This window comes from Mannheimia pernigra, assembly GCF_013377995.1.
Classification (GTDB): Bacteria; Pseudomonadota; Gammaproteobacteria; order Enterobacterales; family Pasteurellaceae; genus Mannheimia; species Mannheimia pernigra.
The window spans coordinates 801,659-823,002 of record NZ_CP055305.1; the positions used below are offsets into that span (position 1 = coordinate 801,659).

The window sequence follows — 21,344 nt, forward strand, 5'->3', positions numbered from 1 at the left end:
TTACGTTTTACTAACCCTGATAGTGCTATCGTCCACACTAGTGCTATTTAATATAAGTTACAAGCGGTTAATTATGCTGAATATTTTGCAAATTTTAGCGGTAAATCTAGTTTTTGCTTTTGGGTGTAACAACTTTGATAAAACCAAGTTACAAAACGAGTTGAATTATCAAGCCAAAGCTATGGCTGAGCTCCAAGCCATCACCATGGCAACCATCAATGAAAAAGTTGCCACTCATGCTGAAAGCAAACGAGCAGAGGCTGAACAGGCGAAAGCCGCAGGCAATACAACCAAAGCCCAAGAGCTAGAACAAGAAGCGGAGAAATGGGAAACAGGTGGAGCTTACCGACAAGGGGTGGATGCGATAACCTATGCGGTAGGGTTAGCTTTAGGAGGAAGCCCAACCGCAGGCGTAGTGGCAGGGGCAATCTCGCCTTACATCAATACAGAAATCAAAAAAGCAACCGAAGGCAACGAAGCGACTAACTTGGTTGCCCACGCCCTTTGGGGAGCGGTGGAGGCTTACACACAAGGCGGTAAGGCTGGCACAGGAGCAGTTGCAGCGGTAACAGGCGAAGTGGGTGCAAATATTATCGCTAAAAATCTCTTCGGCAAAGAGCCTGAAAACCTGACGGAGGCGGAGAAACGGACGGTGTCGGAGCTGAGCCAAGTAGCGGCTGGGTTGGCTGGTGGGTTATCGGCAAGCTCAGGCAGTTCGCTGTCCACAGTTCAAGCAGTGAAAACAGGGCAGGGAATTGGGAAAAATGCGGTGGAGAATAACTATCTAACCTCTAATGAAGCCCTTAAATTTGAAAAAGAGCTAGTTGAGTGTAGGAAAAACAACCAAGATTGTTCGCATGTCGTACAAAAATACCTAGATATTAGCAATAAAAGAAGTCAAGAGTTAAGACGTAAATGCTCAGAGGGTGGTATTAGGTGTGCTGGTATTGAGGAAATAATAGATGCTCATACAAATGTTGCCAGAGTAAAAGATGATACGACAGGTAGAATTTATTTAAACATACCGTTACAAGATAATGAAACAATAAAAATAGTTAGCTACTTAAATAATAATGATTTGTCATATCTGAATAATAATGTCTCCACAATGGATAGAGTTATTTATTATGGAGCAGATCCTACAAATTGGCCGTTTCTCTTGATAGGAGGAAGAGGTTTATTAACTGACAATTCTAAATCAGCAGCATTATCTACTTCAGCAGCTATGGCAATCAATGCAGGAGGGCAATATGTTTTATCAGATGATATAAAAATGTCCGATTTAATAATGACTGGTATTATTGCTAAATCTACAACTAATGGTAGTTTTTCTCAGACAGTAAATGCAAATATACTAGGAGGGTATTATTCATCTCAAATAAATAATAATGATAACCCTGCTCTTTCTGCTCTATCTTCAGGAGGTGCTTCAGCAGTTGGATACAAAGTAACTGACAGAGTTGTTAATAAACTAAATCCAATTATCAATCCAAATTATAAAAAATATGAGTGGAAAGATACGGGGTATTTAGGTGTGTCTTATCAGCCAAAATTAAGTAATGCTCCTCAGGTCTCAGGATCTATTGTAGGCTCTTTAGCTTATGAAGCTCTCAATAATTATTTACCTAATGTAGAATTCAAAGGGAGAGATAATGAGAGTGAAAAATAGATATATTCGCAACTTTATTATTTGGCTTGCTATCTGTTTAGTAAATTTAAATGGTTTTGCATTGATTTTGGGTATATATGTATATGTTGAAAAAGGTTTTTTAGATACTGAAATGATATTTAGAATGTTTATTCTTTCAATAGCATCACCGCTTTTTGTTGTTTTTATTGAAATTTTATTTGACATTTTTATTTTTCTTTATAGAAAATTTGTGAGAAATATTAAGCAAGATGGTGTGTAAAAAACAAACATCACCCTCAAGGTTATTTTCAACAAAACTACTCAACAATTCGTTGTAGTTCCTGGGTTAGTCAAAACAGCCCCCGATGGCGCTCATCTCTGACGAGTGTCAATACTTATCTATTACAAGCGGTTAATTATGTTGAGTATTTTGCAAATTCTGGCGGTAAATCAACCGCTTGTTTTGGCACGAGTGAAACACTCGCGCCATCGGGGGGTAATTAACGAACAAATTAACCAACTGACTGGTCGCCGTTTTATTCAAGGCTATAACAACGATTTAGAGCAATACAAAGCCTTAATGAATAACGGAGTGAAATACGCTAAACAATTTAACCTTGCTGTTGGGGTTGGTTTAACCGCAAAACAGATGTCCGAATTGACAACAGATATGGTGTGGTTAGTGAATAAAGAAATCACACTGACTGATGGGCGAAAAGTAACAGCCCTTGTGCCACAAGTGTATTTGGTTGCTCGTAATAGTGACATTACTTCCCGAGGTGCAGTGATTTCAGCCAATCAAATTATCGGTAATGTTGATAATCTCCAAAATAGTGGCGTGATTGCAGGACGGGATTTAACCCGAATTCACTCAAATCAACTGGAAAATCGAGGCACGATTTTGGGTGATACGGTGGATTTATCGGCTAAGCAAAACCTCATCAACTTAGGCGGTAAGATTGAAGCGGTGAAAGATTTATCCCTTTATGCAGGCAAAAATCTCGAAATCAGCTCTACCCTCTCATCAAGTCAAAGTGCAGACGGCAATTTTGCCCGCACGGTGTTAGACCAACTCGCTTCGGTCAAAGTTACCGGTGAAGGTGGACGTTTAACTTTACATAGTGACGATAACCTTACGATAAAAGCCGCTAATATTGAAAGCCAAGGTGCCTTAAACGCCAGTGCAGACAAGAGCTTACAAATTACCACCTTAAAAACTCAAAACAGAGAGCATTACAATGGTAACGCAGATAACTACTACCGTTTAGCTCAAGAAGCAGAGGTCGGTACACGTCTTTCGGGCAAAGATGGAGTGAAATTATTTGGTGTTGATGGTGTAACGCTCCGTCAAGTTGATGTAAGAGGTGATGGCGATGTTTCGGTTATCTCTCAGAAAGGTAATATCACTTTAGAATCAGGGCGTGCAAAAGAGTCATTAGCAACATCGGTTAAATCAACCTCAAAAGGATTATTTTCTAAAAGCAGTAGACTTTCTGAGCATGAGCACCAAACTGATGTCGCGGTTGTTAATTCATTGCAGGGACAAAATATTACGTTTTATGCAGGTAATAAGATAACTGATGAAGGCTCAGTAGTTAAGGGGGTTGAGCATATTTACCTTGAAGGTAAAAATGGGGTGGAATTAAATACCGCACAAAATACGCATAGTGAACGTAATTATACAGAATTGAAAAAAGCAGGCTTAACAGCAAGCCTCTCTAGTGGTACTGCGCGTATAGGTGTGGGTAAAAACAAACAGAAAGATGCGAATACAGAGCGCCAAATAAGCCATATTGGTACACAATTAAATGCGGAGAATAGCAATATTACTGTGGTTTCAACCCAAGGTGATGTAACTGCTAATGCGGCTCAATTTGATGCTAAAAAAGATATCGTGATTGAAGGTCAGCATGTTTATCTCAATGCAGAAATAGATAAACAGGATAACCAAGAAAGCCACTCTTCTAAATCTGCCGGATTTGGAATAGGCGTGGTTTACAATCCGGTAGCAAAATTAAAAGACTACTATGGCGAGCAATCCAGCCAAGGCTCAGCCAAAGGTATTGTTGGTAAGGTTGTGACTACCGGAGAGGCGATTGATAAAACCTCACAGCAACTTCTCAATGGCGTAGGATCATATTTTACCGCCAATAAAAAGCAAGAAGAGCGTTTTAACCAGACAGAAAAAGCCAATGTGGTTGAAATGAATGCTGGCGGTAACCTTGCTATTCATGCGAATAAAGGCAGTATCGTAAGTCAAGGTGCGCATATTTCAGCGAAGGGCGATGGCACATTTTGGGCAAAAGAGAACGTGCATTTTGATGTAGCCACCACAGAACAATCACAAAGCGGTAAACTTAAACAAAAAGGGGTAGATATTGATTCTTCTCGCCGCCTGACAGACATTGTTGGGGTTTACTCCGGCAAAGAAAAAGGTGATGGGGAGCTAGTTCAAGAGCAAGCGGGTGTACTTTCCTTTGGTGGTGCAACGACAGTGGTTGCGGAAAAAGGGGATATCACTTTAGCCGGCACGCAGTTGGTTAGCGATGGTAAGGTAAAATTATCCGCAGGGAATAATGTGAACATTACGACAGCTAAAACCACACAAAGGCAAGATGAAGCAGGCAAAAGCCATGGTTTTGGCGAAGCGGTGATTTCAGAAACAGAGCGTTTTTCCGGTTATAACCGTCAGTTGAATAGTCAAAATGGTCATGCGGTTTCGCATCAAGGCAGTATGATAGCTAGCCTAAAAGATGATGTTGAAATTTATGCAGGCAAAGATTTCCACTCGACAAGCGGTCAAATTTTAGCAAAAAATCGCATAGCGTTAAGTGCGGAGAAAGTGACATTCGACACGGCACACAATACGGCGAATAACCATCATCACAGCAGTGATTTAAAATTTGGTCAGTTTACGCGGGTGATTTCACCGATTATTGACTTAGTACAGTCAGTGGAAAGCACATTGAAAGACAAAGAGGCCTCAGACCGAGTGAAGGCAGCACAAGTGCTGGGTTTAGCGGCACAGGGTTATATTTTAAACAACACCGTAAATAACGCCTTAAATCACAAAGATAACTCGGTATTATTCCGAGTAGAAACGGGGACAGGCTTAGCACACTCTCGCCAAAGTGGTGAAAACCGAGTGTCTGAAAGCTTAGGCAACCAAGTGAATGCACAGCATATCCATATTGAAGCCCGCAGTGGTAAATTAAGCGCCATCCAAACGGACTTCACTTCAAAAGACGAGCAAGGCAAACGGCTGGCAAACAGCAGTGTGACGCTATCAGGCAGGGAAGGTGTTGAGCTACTTGCCGGAGAAAGTACGGGCTATCAACGTCATAAGAACCAAAGCTATGGTACGGAAGTCGGCACGGCATTAAGTGTGGGGGCGAAAACCGGCTGGTCGTTCTATGCCAAAGAGGGTTTCCAAAAAGGTAAGCAAACCTCAGAAAGCACGACATACCACAACAGCCATATAGACAGCGAGACCTTCAGGCTAAATAGTGGTGGTGATGTGACAATGAAAGGGACAACCGCCCACGCGAATAGCATTCACGCCGATATTGACGGTAAGCTGCATATTGAGAGCTTACAAGACAGCCATCACTCGAAAAGCACTCAAGGTGGGCTAAACACCAAAGTGGAGTTTGGTTTTGGTAGCAGTTGGGAATTTAGCGGGAATGCCAACCTTTCCGGTGGTAAATCGAATGCCGGTGGTGTGACGAAGCAAAGCGGTTTATTTGCCCAATCAGGCGGCTATCACATTACTGCCGATGAAGTCGAATTAAACGCAGGAGCAATCGCTTCAACCAATCCTGATAACAGCGAGCTGACGACTAACGCTATTACCTTTAGTGATATACAGAACCACAGCCAACACCAAGCGACAAGTGGTTCACTATCGGGCGGATATTCACAATCAAATGGAGTGAGTGGCAGCCCTGGAATGCCGATGCACAGCCAAGGTAATGACAATAGCACAACCAAAGCGACGCTGACGGAAGGGAAAATCACGCTGAACAAAGACAGCACGCCAACGCAAACCACAGCGAAAGCGTTGGGGATTAACACGGAGTTAAGCCAAGCCCACCGAGCAGTTGAACAGCCGAAAGATATCAATCAGGTGTTGAAAGAGCAACAAATCTTATCACAATCTGCCGGACAGGTTTCCGGTGCGGTAATAAGTTATGCGGATAAACAGCGTGAGGAGATAAAACAAGCGGAAGAAAAAGCACGGAAATCTGCTAAAGAAGCGGAGCAAGCAGGAGATATTGTCACAGCTCAAGTGAAATATCACGAGGCACAAATGCTTGAACGAGAAGCGGCTCGCTGGGAAACCGGGGGGGATAAAAAACGTCAAGTTAATGCAGTTGCGGCAGCATTAAGCCTTGCGGTGGCAGGCAAGCCGGCGGAAGCGATTGCCGCGGGCGCAGCATCGCCTTACATTAATGAGATCATTAAAGATATTACGGATAATGAAAACCTTAAAGCCCTTAATATACCGCTGCATATTCTATGGGGAGCGGTAGAAGCTGAACTGGCAGGCGGCAATGCCAAAGTAGGAGCAGTAGCAGCGGGTGTTGGAGAAGTTGGTGCAACAGTATTAGCACAGTCGGTATATGGTAAAGTTGCGTCGGATTTAACCACAGAAGAAAAAGCTAACCTATTGGCTTCAGCAAAATTACTGGCGGGGATTGCAAGTGGCGCAGTAAATACAGGCAATGGAGCTGAAACTTTAGCGAATGCAAGTGTTGGAATGACGGTGGCTGAAAATGCGGTAGAAAGCAATTATCTTTCAGATTGGCAAAAGGCACAGCGAGCGAAAGAGCTGAAAGCGTGTGATGGAAGCGGCTATTGTGAATTTAAAATCAATGCCTATTGGACGGCTGTCGATTTAGGGCAAGATACTTCTTTTGTCAGTGGTTTAGCTTCGGGTATACCGGTAGCGATTGTGGAGGGCGTATCAGATGTTATAAATATGGCATTGAGCCCGATAGAAACACTTGAAGCCATCAAAGTGATGATTACCCAAGATGATGCCTTTAATAAATGGGCAGAGGCAACGAAACAGTCTTATGTTGAACGGATTGAAAAATTACAATCTGAATATGAAAAAGCTGGTGCTTCAGGTTCATTTAATGCGGGGCTGGAAACCGGTCGTTTATTGACTGATATTGCCGGTATTGTCGCTGGTGGTGCGGGAGTGGCTAAGGTTGGTGTATCAGCAGTGAATAAAGGTATTAAATCAGCAGCGAAAAATGTAAAAGCACTGAATATAGATAGACCTAAATTTGCAACTTGTTCATTCCATGGCGATATGGAAGTTAAAACAGATAAAGGCTATCGACCGATTTCATCAATTAAAGTGGGCGATAAGGTACTGGCGAAAAATGAAATAACCGGTATAACCACCTATCAGAAAGTTCAAGCTCACTACAGCAATCCGTATGATTATACGGTGTATGTAGAAGTTATAGATAATAGAGGAAAATACCAAACTATTGTGTCAAATAAAATTCACCCGTTCTTTGCACAAGTGTTATCAGGTATCGCCCCAATCTCTTCAGAGGGACATCACTACAAAGGAGAGATAGCAAAAGCCCAATGGGTTGATGCTCAGTATCTGCAAAAAGGTTATCGTTTGTTATCAGCAAACGGCGAGTGGCAGACGGTGTCGAACGTGACGCAAAAAGCAGAAGAACTTAAAGCCTATAATATGACGGTGGATAAAGACCACACTTACTTTATTAAAGGAGCAAAAGCCGATAATGAAGGGGTATGGGTGCATAATGATTGTTGGTATGCTTTACCGGATGGTGCAAAACAGATTGCCAATATAGATGGGTATAAAGCTTATCAGTTTAACGATCATAGTGGTAATTTTGTAACCGTTATTCAAAAAGATAAAAATCGTTTTGAAACACTCGATCACCGAGGAAGTGAAATTATTCTGCCTAAGCAAGGAGGATGGGATAGTGCTAGAAATTTAGCAATAGAAAAATTAGGTAGCTTAGGTTATGACGCTATGCCTTTAATTGGAAATTTAGAAATTAGTGATGGATATGGAAAAGTTGTTGGTCGTATATCTTCAGATGGGAAAAAAGGTTGGCGATTAGATTATGACCCAGAAATCGGAATGCATATAAACATTTTTGATTATACCAATGGCAAAGGAGCTAAAGCAGTCAAAGAAGTAATTCCATTCGAAGGTAATAAAGATGATTTTAATCGTTACCTTAAACATTTAAATAGATAAAGAGAAAACTGTATGCCAACATTATTTGATGAATGTAGAGAAGTATTATCTGAATACTTTACCCTTCTTTCCCTAGAAGAGGAAGAATTAGTTTTGAATGAATTTAATAAATATCCGTTTAAATATGGCAGCATAGAGAATGATATGAATATTGTTGAGAGCATAGATTTCTTTTCTTTTCTTAAGCTTATAAGTAAAAAAGAACTTAATGAGGATGTTTGTATACTTTCTGACACAAAAGGGATTCCTTTTTTTAAAACTAAATTATTGTTAGCATTAGATAATATAGATGACATCTCTGCGTTATCAAAAAATGTGTTTTTTTTAGGGGATGGTTATTTGGCTCAAGTTGTAGATAAAAATCCTCCCATTAGTATTTTTAGGCTAAAACAAAAGAATTAAATTGGAGTCAAAATCAATTTAATGATTATGTCAATGCGAGACCGGATAATTTTAGGCTGGAAAATATGTCAGAAAATAGAAGTCATAAGAATGAGATGCCCGGAAGGGATAATATTGAACCTATTATTTCGTGATATGAAAAAATTTGAGAGAAGGAATAAGTAAATGGATAAATACACTACATTGGGAGTTAATATTCTGGAAGCAATTGCTACAGATGATTTTGAGTTATTAGAAGAGCTATTCCGAACAGGAGAAAGAAATTATTTGGAAATTTCACCTAAAGAAGGATGGAGTTGGTTGCATAAATCGTTATTAGGATTTTAATCTGAAGAACCTTCCAGAAAAATGATTGAGCATTTAATTAGTAAGGGGCTTGATGTCAATGCCCAAGATTGCTATGGAATGACGCCATTACATTATGCAATGAGGTCAAGGAATGTTGATGCGGTAATTGCATTATTAAATGCAGGGGCAGATCCTAATATTGAAAATAAAGATCAAGTTATTCCATTATCTATGATTGGAGCGGTTCCAAAAGAATTGGAACTAATCGAGTTGATGTTGAAAAAGGGAGGAAATGTTCATTATTTCAATGGTCAGTTTGAATTGATAGAAGGTATGAAAAAATATAATGGAAATAAACCTGAATTTAAAGCAGTTATTGAATTATTAGAGAAGTATTCTTAGCCTGTATATAGATTTTTGCAATTCCAATACATATACGACTGGAAACCCCGATGGCGCTCGTCTCCTGACGAGGTGCCAATTCTTATCTGTTACAAGCGGTTAATTATGTTAAGTATTTTGCAAATTTTAGTGATAAATCAACCGCTTGTTTTGGCACGAATGAGACACTCGCGCCATCGGGGGAAAAAGGTGATGGAGAGCTAGTTCAAGAGCAAGAGGGTGTACTTTCCTTTGGTGGTGCAACGACAGTGGTTGCGGAAAAAGGGGATATCACTTTAGCCGGCACGCAGTTGGTTAGCGATGGTAAGGTAAAATTATCCGCAGGGAATAATGTGAACATTACGACAGCTAAAACCACACAAAGGCAAGATGAAGCAGGCAAAAGCCATGGTTTTGGCGAAGCGGTGATTTCAGAAACAGAGCGTTTTTCCGGTTATAACCGTCAGTTGAATAGTCAAAATGGTCATGCGGTTTCGCATCAAGGCAGTATGATAGCTAGCCTAAAAGATGATGTTGAAATTTATGCAGGCAAAGATTTCCACTCGACAAGCGGTCAAATTTTAGCAAAAAATCGCATAGCGTTAAGTGCGGAGAAAGTGACATTCGACACGGCACACAATACGGCGAATAACCATCATCACAGCAGTGATTTAAAATTTGGTCAGTTTACGCGGGTGATTTCACCGATTATTGACTTAGTACAGTCAGTGGAAAGCACATTGAAAGACAAAGAGGCCTCAGACCGAGTGAAGGCAGCACAAGTGCTGGGTTTAGCGGCACAGGGTTATATTTTAAACAACACCGTAAATAACGCCTTAAATCACAAAGATAACTCGGTATTATTCCGAGTAGAAACGGGGACAGGCTTAGCACACTCTCGCCAAAGTGGTGAAAACCGAGTGTCTGAAAGCTTAGGCAACCAAGTGAATGCACAGCATATCCATATTGAAGCCCGCAGTGGTAAATTAAGCGCCATCCAAACGGACTTCACTTCAAAAGACGAGCAAGGCAAACGGCTGGCAAACAGCAGTGTGACGCTATCAGGCAGGGAAGGTGTTGAGCTACTTGCCGGAGAAAGTACGGGCTATCAACGTCATAAGAACCAAAGCTATGGTACGGAAGTCGGCACGGCATTAAGTGTGGGGGCGAAAACCGGCTGGTCGTTCTATGCCAAAGAGGGTTTCCAAAAAGGTAAGCAAACCTCAGAAAGCACGACATACCACAACAGCCATATAGACAGCGAGACCTTCAGGCTAAATAGTGGTGGTGATGTGACAATGAAAGGGACAACCGCCCACGCGAATAGCATTCACGCCGATATTGACGGTAAGCTGCATATTGAGAGCTTACAAGACAGCCATCACTCGAAAAGCACTCAAGGTGGGCTAAACACCAAAGTGGAGTTTGGTTTTGGTAGCAGTTGGGAATTTAGCGGGAATGCCAACCTTTCCGGTGGTAAATCGAATGCCGGTGGTGTGACGAAGCAAAGCGGTTTATTTGCCCAATCAGGCGGCTATCACATTACTGCCGATGAAGTCGAATTAAACGCAGGAGCAATCGCTTCAACCAATCCTGATAACAGCGAGCTGACGACTAACGCTATTACCTTTAGTGATATACAGAACCACAGCCAACACCAAGCGACAAGTGGTTCACTATCGGGCGGATATTCACAATCAAATGGAGTGAGCGGCAGCGCAGGAATGCCGATGCACAGCCAAGGTAATGACAATAGCACAACCAAAGCGATGCTGACGGAAGGGAAAATCACGCTGAACAAAGACAGCACGCCAACGCAAACCACAGCGAAAGCGTTGGGGATTAATACGGAGTTAAGCCAAGCCCACCGAGCAGTTGAACAACCGAAAGATATCAATCAGGTATTGAAAGAGCAACAAACGGTAAGCCAATCGGTGGGGCAAATGGCGGGGGCAGCAAATGTTTACGCCAGCCAAAAAGCGCAAGAAGCGGCAGAAGTGGTAAAACGGGCGGAAACTGAGTTACAAGCGGCAGAAAAAGAGAAAAATCTTGCAAAAATTGATGAAAAACGCACCGCTTACCTTGAAGCCAAAGCGCAACAAGAAAGCTGGAGTGAAGGTGGTTCAAACAAACGCAAAGTGGATGCAGCGGTTGCTACGCTTGGTACGATTTTAGGCGGAGGCAGTGCCGGACAAGCTGCGGTTGCAGCGCTTTCTCCGGAGCTCAATGCCCAAATCCACGAGCTGACAAAAGACAGCAAAACTGCCAACCTACTGGCACACGCCGCTTTATCAGCATTAGAAGCCAAAGTGAGTGGAACAAGTGCCACAGCAGGAGCGATAGCCGGTGCGGCAGGCGAAGCCACGGCAATGCTACTGGCTGAAACGGTGTTCAACAAACAGCCGAATGAACTTACTGCGGAAGAGAAAAACCTACTCAAAGTCGCAGGACAACTTGCGGGAGCGGTGGCTGGACAAGCCAGTGGAGGCACAACGGCGGATATGGTGTTTGGGAGTGAGACAGCGAATAGGGCGGTGGAGAATAACTATTTATTCAGACACGAAGCTGAGGAATTAGCTCGTTTAAGTAAAGAGCGTGATCAATGCTTAGCTCAAGGGGGAGATTGTTCCGCATTACAAGCAAGAATTAACGAATTAGGAGCGTTAGATCGAGAAAGAAATAAGAGATTAGATGAAGCTTGTCGCAATAAAATGACGGCTGAATGTGCAAAAGAGCTTGTTACGCTTTCTTCCGCACATTCTAGCTTCAAAGGATATAGCCCTCGAGAAAATTTTGATCACTGGGTAGATGCCAAATTCCGAGAAGTTTCTGGGCTTCACAGTGAAATGCAAAGTCAAAGAATGGAAAATATTGCAAAACAGGCATTAATGGAAATTTCTGTAAAAGAGCCTGTAGAAAATGCGGCTATCTTGAGACAAATTACTGTGGATGCTTTAAAAGGAGATGAAACGGCTAAAGAGCAATTAAGACAAATAGGCGGTGAAATTAAAAAGGCGGTTTTATCACCGATTGATACTATCTCAGAAAATACTCGTGCGGAATTAAAACAAGCCGATGAATTAGAAGCGGCAGGTTATCGAGATGAAGCCGATTTAATTCGGATGAAAGTTTATTTATCAAATGAATTGACAGCAATTAGTGCTCTTTCAGGTATTGCTGGATTAGCTCATTCAGGTATAAGAAATGTTGGTAAATTAGCACTTAAAGAGGGCGTATTATCAAATAAAGAAGTCAATATTGAATGGGGAAAAGGTATTCAAAAACAAGGAAAGACTTGGGAAGAATATTTACAAAAAATCTTACCTGAAGGAACTCTAGATCTTAACGAAATAAAACCTAATTTCAAAACATTTGATAGATTACTTCCCGATGGAACAGCGATTAGTGCAAAAACGATGGATACGGTAGGTTCAAAAACCTATCAAGATCCAAAACGGATTACTTATCAGTTGAATAGGTATGTTGATGATATGGTTAATTTTAAAGGAGACGGTAGAGGGAAGGAATTTATAACTAGTAGAGATATATCATCTAGAGAAATGTATTTGGCAATACCTTACTCAACTACTAAACAACAAATGGAAGCAATTAATAAATCAATTGATTATGCAAGATCACAGGGTGTTAAAATTATTGTTAAAGAGGTTAAATGATTATGAAAAAACACGTTTTTTTAGATGTAACAAGTAAATATATTTCTATTCAAAGCTATTTAATTGGAAGGGTAAGGCTTGCTGATATAAATAGACAACCAATATTTTTGGATAGAGAAGTATGTTTTGAAGAGTTAGGTAAAGCTATTTTTTTAGAATTAGAAAAAAGTAGAGAGATTCCTGAAAAAGAATTTATGTATTATTGGGAGAATGGTGAGTTATTTACTTCTTTTGAAAAAAAAATAGATGAACAAATTATTAAAACCTATGGGTATAAAAATCATAGAGATATATGTAAAGATAGTTTGTATCTCAGTGTACAAATCTATAACAATATTCTATATGTTACCCCATATCATCAAGATGGATTAAGATCATATGGTACTGTAAGAGACAAATCAGGAAAAGGAATAGAGTTTGAATATCCTGTTGGTTTATCTGATGAAGAACTTGGTAAGGCAGTAATGGAAGCGTTTGAATATTGTACAAGTATTTATAAGAAAAAATGATAAACCAAACCGCACAAATCCAAGAACAATCCCCCGATGGCGCTCGTCTCTGACGAGTGTCAATGCTTATCTGCTTCAAACGGTTAATTATGTTGAGGATTTTGCAAATTTTAGCGGTAAATCAACCGCTTGTTTTGGCACGAGTGGGACACTCGCGCCATCGGGGAGTTTACTCCGGCAAAGAAAAAGGTGATGGAGAGCTAGTTCAAGAGCAAGAGGGGGTGCTTTCTTTTGGTGGCGCAACGACAGTGATTGCGGAAAAAGGGGATATCACTTTAGCCGGCACGCAGTTGGTTAGCGATGGTAAGGTAAAATTATCCTCAGGGAATAATGTGAACATTACGACAGCTAAAACCACACAAGGGCAAGATGAAGCAGGCAAAAGCCATGGTTTTGGCGAAGCGGTGATTTCAGAAACAGAGCGTTTTTCCGGTTATAACCGTCAGTTGAATAGTCAAAATGGTCATGCGGTTTCGCATCAAGGCAGTATGATAGCTAGCCTAAAAGATGATGTTGAAATTTATGCAGGCAAAGATTTCCACGCTACAAGCGGTCAAATTTTAGCAAAAAATCGCATAGAGTTAAGTGCGGAGAAAGTGACATTCGACACGGCACACAATACGGCGAATAACCATCATCACAGCAGTGATTTAAAATTTGGTCAGTTTACGCGGGTGATTTCACCGATTATTGACTTAGTACAGTCAGTGGAAAGCACATTGAAAGACAAAGAGGCCTCAGACCGAGTGAAGGCAGCACAAGTGCTGGGTTTAGCGGCACAGGGTTATATTTTAAACAACACCGTAAATAACGCCTTAAATCACAAAGATAACTCGGTATTATTCCGAGTAGAAACGGGGACAGGCTTAGCACACTCTCGCCAAAGTGGTGAAAACCGAGTGTCTGAAAGCTTAGGCAACCAAGTGAATGCACAGCATATCCATATTGAAGCCCGCAGTGGTAAATTAAGCGCCATCCAAACGGACTTCACTTCAAAAGACGAGCAAGGCAAACGGCTGGCAAACAGCAGTGTGACGCTATCAGGCAGGGAAGGTGTTGAGCTACTTGCCGGAGAAAGTACGGGCTATCAACGTCATAAGAACCAAAGCTATGGTACGGAAGTCGGCACGGCATTAAGTGTGGGGGCGAAAACCGGCTGGTCGTTCTATGCCAAAGAGGGTTTCCAAAAAGGTAAGCAAACCTCAGAAAGCACGACATACCACAACAGCCATATAGACAGCGAGACCTTCACGCTAAATAGTGGTGGTGATGTGACAATGAAAGGGGCAACCGCCCACGCGAATAGCATTCACGCCGATATTAAAGGTAAGCTGCATATTGAGAGCTTACAAGACAGCCATCAATCGAAAAGCACTCAAGGTGGGCTAAACACCAAAGTGGAGTTTGGTTTTGGTAGCAGTTGGGAATTTAGCGGGAATGCCAACCTTTCCGGTGGTAAATCGAATGCCGGTGGTGTGGCGGAGCAAAGCGGTTTATTTGCGAAATCAGGCGGCTATCACATTACGGCTGATAAGGTTGAGCTAAAAGGCGGAGCAATCGCTTCAACCAATCCTGATAACAGCGAGCTGACGACTAACGCTATTATCTTTAGTGATATACAGAACCACAGCCAACACCAAGCGACAAGTGGTTCACTATCGGGCGGATATTCACAATCAAATGGAGTGAGCGGCAGCGCAGGAATGCCGATGCACAGCCAAGGTAATGACAATAGCACAACCAAAGCGATGCTGACGGAAGGGAAAATCACGCTGAACAAAGACAGCACGCCAACGCAAACCACAGCGAAAGCGTTGGGGATTAATACGGAGTTAAGCCAAGCCCACCGAGCAGTTGAACAACCGAAAGATATCAATCAGGTATTGAAAGAGCAACAAACGGTAAGCCAATCGGTGGGGCAAATGGCGGGGGCAGCAAATGTTTACGCCAGCCAAAAAGCGCAAGAAGCGGCAGAAGTGGTAAAACGGGCGGAAACTGAGTTACAAGCGGCAGAAAAAGAGAAAAATCTTGCAAAAATTGATGAAAAACGCACCGCTTACCTTGAAGCCAAAGCGCAACAAGAAAGCTGGAGTGAAGGTGGTTCAAACAAACGTAAAGTGGATGCAGCGGTTGCTACGCTTGGTACGATTTTAGGCGGAGGCAGTGCCGGACAAGCTGCGGTTGCAGCGCTTTCTCCGGAGCTCAATGCCCAAATCCACGAGCTGACAAAAGACAGCAAAACTGCCAACCTACTGGCACACGCTGCTTTATCAGCACTTGAAGCCCAAGTATCGGGCAGCAGTGCAACTGCAGGTGCAGTGGCAGGCTTAGTGGGCGAAGGCAGTGCGATGTTGTTAGCAGAAACTGTTTTCAACAAACAACCGAGCGAGCTGACAGAAGAAGAACGAAACCTATTGAAAGTTGCGGGGCAACTTGCAGGAGCGGTATCAGGCAACCTTGTAGGCGGTACAACAGCAGATACGGTGTTTGGGGCTGAGACAGCGAATAGGGCGGTGGAGAATAACTTCTTATCTCAAGCTGAATACGCTGAATTAGATAGATTAATGAAGAAAAAAGTATTAACACCTGAAGAAGCTTTTAGAGCGCAATATTTACTGGAAAAAGACAAAGCTTCCGACAGGTTATTAAATGCTTATCAGACTAATCCAGACAGCTTATCGCAAAGAGATAGAGAAGTATTATTCAAATGGGTAAGAGAATATGGCAATGTTCCAATGCAATTAAAATTATTGGAAACACCAGTATCTTCTCCACAAATAAAACCAGATTACTCAGAACTGAAGTCAAAAGCTAAACAAGTATATAACTATTCAGGAAGTGTTGAGGGGCGTTTGAGTGATTCACTTGCAACAGGGCTTTCTGTTGTAGGAACAGGAGGAAATAGTGTAGTTATAAAAGGTATTCAATATGTAGAAAAAGCGGCAAAAGTCACTTCATCAACCGCCCAAACCGCAGCTAATACATTGGGAGCATTTGCGGCAAAATATCCTAAAACTACAGAAGGAATTTTAGTTGGAACTGTTTCCACTGGATATGACTTGTATAATGGAGAAGCTACGCCTGAAGGAACGATGATGAATTATATCTTAGGTTTGGGATTAGCAGGCAGAAGTTGGGATCAGCAATTATCGGTTAATGCGATTTACAAAGGGGTTACTGCAGTAAATGAAAACAAATCAAATAAAGAAATTGCAACAGAGCAAATAGCAAACGTAGCATCTGTAGGTTCTGGAGAGCTTATTGGATCTTTGGTGGATATGGCTGGAAAAGACGGAATATTCAAGCAAATTATATCTAATATTGCTTCAGGGTATGTTGAAAATAGAATAGAAAAAGTATCAGGAGAAAAATCAGGAAATGAGGGGGATAAAAAATGAAAAAACTTTACATTACTCTAGCTTATATTGTTTCATATCTGAATTTTTTATTTTTAGAATTTCTTGTCTTATTGATTTTTGAGCAAGATACAAACTCCCTTTGGACAATAGATCATTTTCTAGACCCGATTTTTCCTTCCTTTCTAGTTGTTATATTAGGATTGTGGCTGGGAAAGGCAACTAAATCTAAAGATGTTAATAATAAATAGCTTGCGTATTCCTCCGATAGCGCTAGCGTCCACGCTAGTGCTATTTAATATAAGTTACAAGCGGTGAATTATGTTAGGTATTTTGCAAATTTTATTGGCAAATCCACCGCTCGGTTGGTACGGGCGAGGACGCTCGCACCATAGGGAGAACTGGGAGCTGCGGTACTAGCACAGGCGGTATACGGCAAAGCTGCGTCGGATTTAACCACAGAAGAAAAAGCTAACCTATTGGCTTCAGCAAAATTACTAGCTGGGATTGCAAGTGGCGCAGTAAGTACAGGCAATGGCGCTGAAACACTAGCAAATGCAAGTGTTGGAATGACGGTGGCAGAGAATGCGGTGGAGAATAATGCTTTTTTAGATTCTCAAGTGTCAGATCTTTTCAAAGATTTAGAGAAAGCTGAAAAAGAAGGGAGTTCTCTTGAAGAAGTTTTCCGTAAGTATAAAGAACTAAGTGATAAGCAACTACAAGATATTCAAGAAAATTGCCAATCTGCATGGTGTCGATATGGAGTGGAGAAAAATGATGAGGAAGCTAATCAAAGGGCATTGGAATTAGTTGGTTTCTTTAATTCTCAGTTATCGACATTATCAAACGCTACCCAAGAGAGATTTATCGAATTTGTTATTTCAGAAAATGCAAAAGAAATAGATTTTATTAATGGAGCAAGAACCCCATTAGAAAAAGCGATTGTTTTTTTAGTAAATAACTTTGTTGAAGATAGAGAAAATAAAGGGATAAAGATTTCACCCCAAATTGCTTCTTTTGCAAAGAAAACAACATTGGCAAAACCTATTGAATATTTATCTAAACCAAAACAAAAAGTAAATTCTTCTTCAATAGGAGATATTGTTCGCACTCCTACAACCCATGCTGAAGATTTTGAACGAAAAAGAGATAGCAAAGGTAATGCTGTTTATGTAAATAAACACACTGGAGAAATTTGGTCGAAAAGTAACACGAGACATTCAGATAAAGCTGGTGAGTGGAAAGTTGGTTTAAACGGAAAAGAACCAACAGCCTCTAAGAAAATTACTATAGGAGATTCAGATGGAAAAATCATTAAAAAAGATGATAAATAAGAGTGTTTCATTAGATAGATTTAATTTTTCAGGTTTTAGTTCGAGTAGTCTATGGGTTGGGTATTTTGAGTCCCAAAATGCTCATAATTTAACTTTAATAAAAGAAGCCTTAAATCTTGCCTATGATTTTTTTAAAGATGGTTTAAATGAATTTATTGCTGTAAGTTCATTAAAATATTCTAAAGAATATGATTTTAAAAATGAGGGGGAGTATTATTTCAATCTATTGAGGAGAGCTAAAAAATATAATCTTATACAAGAATCCACAGAGGTGTTTGAGGATTATTTATATGGGGATATTCCGTTACCAGCAGATTGTTTGACTATATCTTTGGATAAAAAACTTTTTCCTTGTTTGGCAAAGCTAGTTATGGGTTGCAATGCAGTGCTAGGGAATATCTGTTTTTTCATTTCACCTAAATTAAATATTGCGATATATCCACATGAAGATCTTGGATTTGGAGTAATCTCTTTATCTGAGGATAGGAGTTTATGTATTGAGTTTCTAGAATTTTGTTCAAAAAATAAAAATTTTATAGTTCATATTGAAAATTAATAATATATGCAATTTATTTTATTCTTAGCTAAATTTTAGTCTTCGATAGCACTAGCATCTATAGCTAGTGCTACTTAATCTAAATTAGGTAGCTATGGGAATAATCTTATTAGACCTACCATTAATGCTGCTTGGGGAGAATGGTCAAATCAAAAAATATCAAATACTTTTGATAGCCTTAATAAAAGTAGCGAGGAGGAAAAATGATGAAAAGCTTTTTTACTATTTTAATCCCATCTGTATTAGGTTTTTTTATGACATTTGCATTGAGTGTATTTTTTGATTTTATATTGTTTTTATCTTTTTTAAAGATAAAAAATATAGATTTTAAGTTGACAATTAACTACCAGGAGACTTTTGTTTTTTCAGTAAAAATTATGGCATTGATTTTCCTTACTTCATTATTATATGTTCTTGTTCTCAAAGAAAAGGCTGTAGATTGATATTATATAGAAGTCAGAATAGGTATTAAAAATATGTTCTGTAACTTAGATGGCAATAGCGTTCACGCTAGCAACCCTTATATTCATAATTTTATTAAACCTACAACAAATGCTATTTTTAGTGAGAAAATACCAAAAGTACTGAATGAAGTAGAGGGTTCTATGAACAAGACTATGGAGAGTAAATAAAATGAAGTAGTCGGGCTAATTACTGATATGTTATCTAATAACAAGCTAAATTCTATAAATAAACAAATTTTGTCTACGATATCATCTAAATTTTCAGAAGACGAAGTAATTGAACGTTCAAAAGAAACAAGGAAGTAAAATGAAAAGATTTATTTATTTATGTTTTCTCGTTTATATATCAGTTTTTTCAGCTAATTTAGCAATAGAATTAGCTATGAATTTATCTATAAATATTGACTCTATCTTAGATTTTGCTTTAGAAGGGATTGGTTATGGTTTTCTTGGCGGTGTTATTTTGAAAGTGTTTGATAGATTTCCTGATACTACAGATCAGGAAGATGAATAATTTATAGTTTAATTGTATTCGCACTAACTGGTGCTACTTACAAGCGATTAATTATATTGAATATTTTGCAAATTTTAGCGGTAAATCAACCGCTTGTTTTGGCACGAGTGGGACACTCGCGCCATCGGGGAGATACTCAGGTTATCGGGAGCTTCAAAAATGTGTTAGTATTATAAAGGTCTATATTTTTATAAATCAGGGTGATTTAATGTGGTCAGATACTGAGTCTAAAGAAGACTATCTTAATTTTGGTGAGGTATCCCAAATTGTTACTGAAATATTGGAAACTGAGGCTATGTTACCAGTTTCAATAGGTATTTTTGGTAACTGGGGAGCAGGTAAGTCCTCTTTGTTAAATTTAATTGAGCAACAAATCAAGCCCGATGAGTGGATTGTGATTAAATTTGATGCTTGGCTTTATCAAGGATTCGACGATGCCAGGGCAGCACTTTTAGAAGTGATTGCTAGTCATTTGATTCAGGCTGCCAAAGATGACGAAACCATTTGGAAAAAATCTAAAAATTTATTTGCAAGAATTGATGGATTGCGTTTGTTTGGTTTAATGGCTGACGGGGCTGCTTTAGTAGCAGGAATACCAACTTTTGGTTTAATTTCCAGAACATTTGAAACAGCCCAAAATTCATTGGATGGTATTCAGGATGAAGCAGAAAGCAAACAAGTTGTGGAGGTAGGAAAAGAAATTGTTGATTCAGGCAGAAATCTGATTAAATCCAAAGAAAAACAAACACCACCACAGCAAATTGATGCATTTAGAAAAGAATATGGCGAAATATTACAGGATTTAGGCAAAAAGCTAGTTATTGTGATTGATAATCTTGACCGTTGCCTGCCTGCTAATGCTATTCAAACATTGGAGGCGATTCGTTTATTTTTATTCTTAAATCGTACTGCTTTTATCATAGCCGCTGATGAGGAAATGATTCGCCATTCTGTTGCCGAACATTATAAAGATTTGTCATATCGTCATCAAATTGATTATTTGGATAAACTCATTCAAATTCCTATTCGTGTACCTAAAGCTGGTGTTCTTGAAATTCGCGCATATTTGTATATGCTATACGCCATTCATCAAAAATTATCTACCGAAAAATTAGAAAACTTACGCCGATTTTTAGAAGCTCATTTGCAACAATCTTGGAAAAATCAATCTTTAAAGCCAGAAGAGGTAACCCACATGATTGGAGAGCAAAATAACCAAGCTCTATTGGCAGATTTTGAACGAGCAAATAGAATATCCCCTTTATTGGCAAATTCCCCTAATATTCACGGTAATCCCCGAATTGTAAAACGCATTTTAAATACCATTAAAATGCGCACCAAAATCGCAGACAAGCGTCAAATTCCACTAAACGAACCAGTTATTACCAAGTTGGTGATTTTTGAGCGATGTGTGGATTCTGATGTAGTAATAAAATTTTATCAGCTTATCAATGAAAAAGAGGGTAAACTTGAATTATTAAAAGAGCTGGAAAATAACCATGAGCAAAATTTATCAACACTCTCTGAAAATAAATCTATTCAAGAATTTATCAAAGAATGGGTAAAATTAGAGCCAAAATTATCCGATGTTGATTTGCGAGCGGCGATTTATTTATCCAGAGAAACCATACCATTAAATACTTATACCGCCCAACTTTCTCAAAAAGCACAAGATGCTTTAAGTATTTTACTTACAACCACAGCAAGAACAGGTTCACAAAACACCCAAAATGTTATTCAGGGATTAACAATGGATGAACAAATCTCTGTTATGGAAACTTTAATTGAACAATTAAGAAAAGTGGATAATTGGGATAAAAGCCCAAATGGTTTTATGGGAGCTTGTTTGCTAGCGGAAAATTCAGAAGACGGTGCAAAAATTTTAAATCGTTTTATTGTTGAATTAAAAAAGAAAGGTATTAATTATCCGTGGCTTAAAACAAGATTAACAAGCGAAACTTGGTATAAGGAGTAATC

Annotated in this window: 15 protein-coding genes and 1 pseudogene; all 16 read left to right on the top strand. The window is 39.8% G+C overall.

The features are described 5' to 3' along the window. Window positions 1-73: 73 nt before the first annotated feature. The 16 genes and pseudogenes from HV560_RS10345 (at window position 74) to HV560_RS04005 (ending at window position 21,342) form a co-directional block, all read left to right on the top strand. Entirely contained in the window at window positions 74-1,669 is a 1,596-nt protein-coding gene (locus HV560_RS10345) for a VENN motif pre-toxin domain-containing protein (protein ID WP_238348736.1), read from the top strand. Beyond that, on the top strand, window positions 1,653-1,910 hold the full coding sequence (locus tag HV560_RS03935; protein WP_176808843.1) for a hypothetical protein: 258 nt from the start codon (window positions 1,653-1,655) through the stop codon (window positions 1,908-1,910). Before HV560_RS10345 ends, HV560_RS03935 begins: the two co-directional genes overlap by 17 nt. Before the next feature lie 105 nt (window positions 1,911-2,015). Beyond that, window positions 2,016-7,889, top strand: a complete 5,874-nt coding sequence (locus HV560_RS03945; RefSeq protein WP_176812196.1) for a hemagglutinin repeat-containing protein — start codon at window positions 2,016-2,018, stop codon at window positions 7,887-7,889. Between the two features lie 12 nt (window positions 7,890-7,901). Next, a complete protein-coding gene (locus HV560_RS03950) occupies window positions 7,902-8,291 on the top strand; it encodes a CDI toxin immunity protein (protein ID WP_176812197.1) in 390 nt (129 codons plus the stop codon). Window positions 8,292-8,332: 41 nt separating this feature from the next. Further along, window positions 8,333-8,425: pseudogene (locus HV560_RS10495) on the top strand (hypothetical protein); the annotation flags it as partial. A 31-nt stretch (window positions 8,426-8,456) separates the two neighbouring features. After that, window positions 8,457-8,618: a hypothetical protein gene (locus HV560_RS10470; protein ID WP_337790814.1), complete on the top strand. Its 162-nt coding sequence runs from the start codon at window positions 8,457-8,459 to the stop codon at window positions 8,616-8,618. 21 nt (window positions 8,619-8,639) lie between these two features. Then, a complete protein-coding gene (locus HV560_RS03960; RefSeq protein WP_337790815.1) occupies window positions 8,640-8,981 on the top strand; it encodes an ankyrin repeat domain-containing protein in 342 nt (113 codons plus the stop codon). Window positions 8,982-9,067: 86 nt separating this feature from the next. Next, a complete protein-coding gene (locus HV560_RS03965) occupies window positions 9,068-12,634 on the top strand; it encodes an endonuclease toxin domain-containing protein (RefSeq protein WP_272955348.1) in 3,567 nt (1,188 codons plus the stop codon). Window positions 12,635-12,636: 2 nt separating this feature from the next. Next, a complete protein-coding gene (locus tag HV560_RS03970) occupies window positions 12,637-13,143 on the top strand; it encodes a contact-dependent growth inhibition system immunity protein (RefSeq protein ID WP_176812199.1) in 507 nt (168 codons plus the stop codon). A 62-nt stretch (window positions 13,144-13,205) separates the two neighbouring features. Further along, window positions 13,206-16,541, top strand: coding sequence for a hemagglutinin repeat-containing protein (locus HV560_RS03975; RefSeq protein ID WP_176812200.1), 3,336 nt, complete (start codon window positions 13,206-13,208; stop codon window positions 16,539-16,541). Continuing rightward, window positions 16,538-16,750 (top strand): hypothetical protein, encoded by a 213-nt coding sequence (locus tag HV560_RS03980; protein WP_176812201.1) that lies wholly within the window; start codon window positions 16,538-16,540, stop codon window positions 16,748-16,750. Before HV560_RS03975 ends, HV560_RS03980 begins: the two co-directional genes overlap by 4 nt. Before the next feature lie 150 nt (window positions 16,751-16,900). Beyond that, a complete protein-coding gene (locus HV560_RS03985) occupies window positions 16,901-17,833 on the top strand; it encodes a VENN motif pre-toxin domain-containing protein (protein ID WP_272955349.1) in 933 nt (310 codons plus the stop codon). Next, on the top strand, window positions 17,802-18,389 hold the full coding sequence (locus tag HV560_RS03990) for a hypothetical protein (RefSeq protein ID WP_176808836.1): 588 nt from the start codon (window positions 17,802-17,804) through the stop codon (window positions 18,387-18,389). Before HV560_RS03985 ends, HV560_RS03990 begins: the two co-directional genes overlap by 32 nt. A 203-nt stretch (window positions 18,390-18,592) precedes the next feature. Next, window positions 18,593-18,832 carry a hypothetical protein gene (locus HV560_RS03995; protein WP_176808835.1) on the top strand — a complete coding sequence of 80 codons (240 nt, stop codon included), beginning with the start codon at window positions 18,593-18,595 and terminating at the stop codon, window positions 18,830-18,832. Window positions 18,833-19,160: 328 nt separating this feature from the next. Beyond that, a complete protein-coding gene (locus tag HV560_RS04000) occupies window positions 19,161-19,367 on the top strand; it encodes a hypothetical protein (protein WP_176808834.1) in 207 nt (68 codons plus the stop codon). 208 nt (window positions 19,368-19,575) lie between these two features. Next, window positions 19,576-21,342: a KAP family P-loop NTPase fold protein gene (locus HV560_RS04005; protein ID WP_176812203.1), complete on the top strand. Its 1,767-nt coding sequence runs from the start codon at window positions 19,576-19,578 to the stop codon at window positions 21,340-21,342. Window positions 21,343-21,344: the final 2 nt, after the last annotated feature.

Coding starts and splice junctions, on each gene's coding strand:
- HV560_RS03935 (WP_176808843.1), top strand. CDS start 1,653: ATGAGAGTGAAAAATAGATATATTCGCAACTTTATTATTTGGCTTGCT.
- HV560_RS10470 (WP_337790814.1), top strand. CDS start 8,457: ATGGATAAATACACTACATTGGGAGTTAATATTCTGGAAGCAATTGCT.
- HV560_RS04005 (WP_176812203.1), top strand. CDS start 19,576: ATGTGGTCAGATACTGAGTCTAAAGAAGACTATCTTAATTTTGGTGAG.
- HV560_RS03975 (WP_176812200.1), top strand. CDS start 13,206: ATGCTTATCTGCTTCAAACGGTTAATTATGTTGAGGATTTTGCAAATT.
- HV560_RS03950 (WP_176812197.1), top strand. CDS start 7,902: ATGCCAACATTATTTGATGAATGTAGAGAAGTATTATCTGAATACTTT.
- HV560_RS03990 (WP_176808836.1), top strand. CDS start 17,802: ATGGAAAAATCATTAAAAAAGATGATAAATAAGAGTGTTTCATTAGAT.
- HV560_RS03960 (WP_337790815.1), top strand. CDS start 8,640: ATGATTGAGCATTTAATTAGTAAGGGGCTTGATGTCAATGCCCAAGAT.
- HV560_RS04000 (WP_176808834.1), top strand. CDS start 19,161: ATGAAAAGATTTATTTATTTATGTTTTCTCGTTTATATATCAGTTTTT.
- HV560_RS03995 (WP_176808835.1), top strand. CDS start 18,593: ATGATGAAAAGCTTTTTTACTATTTTAATCCCATCTGTATTAGGTTTT.
- HV560_RS03980 (WP_176812201.1), top strand. CDS start 16,538: ATGAAAAAACTTTACATTACTCTAGCTTATATTGTTTCATATCTGAAT.
- HV560_RS03970 (WP_176812199.1), top strand. CDS start 12,637: ATGAAAAAACACGTTTTTTTAGATGTAACAAGTAAATATATTTCTATT.
- HV560_RS10345 (WP_238348736.1), top strand. CDS start 74: ATGCTGAATATTTTGCAAATTTTAGCGGTAAATCTAGTTTTTGCTTTT.